Source organism: Pelotomaculum propionicicum (assembly GCF_004369225.1).
GTDB lineage: Bacteria > Bacillota > Desulfotomaculia > Desulfotomaculales > Pelotomaculaceae > Pelotomaculum_B > Pelotomaculum_B propionicicum.
This window is the reverse complement of record NZ_QFFZ01000169.1, coordinates 1-608: the sequence shown is the minus strand read 5'-3', so window position 1 is coordinate 608 and position 608 is coordinate 1. Positions and strand designations below refer to the sequence as shown.

General features: G+C 50.5%; 1 protein-coding gene. It reads right to left on the bottom strand.

The window, feature by feature from the left end; all coding sequences use genetic code 11:
- Nucleotides 1–45 precede the first annotated feature (45 nt).
- A partial coding sequence (locus tag Pmgp_RS19360) for a group II intron maturase-specific domain-containing protein (protein ID WP_282432927.1) occupies nucleotides 46–608 on the bottom strand: 563 nt, incomplete at its 5' end.

The following is a 608-nucleotide window of genomic DNA, read 5'->3' as shown; positions in this document are numbered from 1 at the left end:
CCCTCTCAGAACCGGACTTGAACCTCTCAGCTCATCCGGCTCCCATCATCCAACCGTAGGACAAATCCCCATTTGCCAGTGAATGAACAATTTCGGTTCACGTCTGGCGATCTTGCCGAGCCAATATATTGCCCGCCGCTTATGCCTCTTGAATCTCTTGTATTTTTGCTGTACCCAGCGGACTAAGGCCCGGTCCACATGCCTGTATATAGAGTACATTTCTGATTTATAAAAGCGTCCATAAAAGTTGGCCCACCCTCTGATTACCGGATTAAACATTCGGGACAAATCCTCAAGGGTCTTATCTGGCTTCAAATGCATACGCCACCCCCGAATGGTTTGCCGCATGGCCTTCTTTGCCTTGTTACTGACTGCTGGGGTGAAGTTAATGAAGTACTTTCCGTATTTGTTCTTGGACCTCCGCGGCCGGAAGGTGTAGCCCAGGAAGTCGAATTTGATTTCTTGGTGTTCTCCTCGCCGGTCGTCGTCCCTGCAGTAGACAATGCGGGTTTTATCAGGATGTAGTTCCAACCCGCACTCCTCAAACCGTCTCTTCAGACTGCCATGAAGCTTTTCTGCGTCCTCTTTGCTGCGGCAGTGCGCCACTC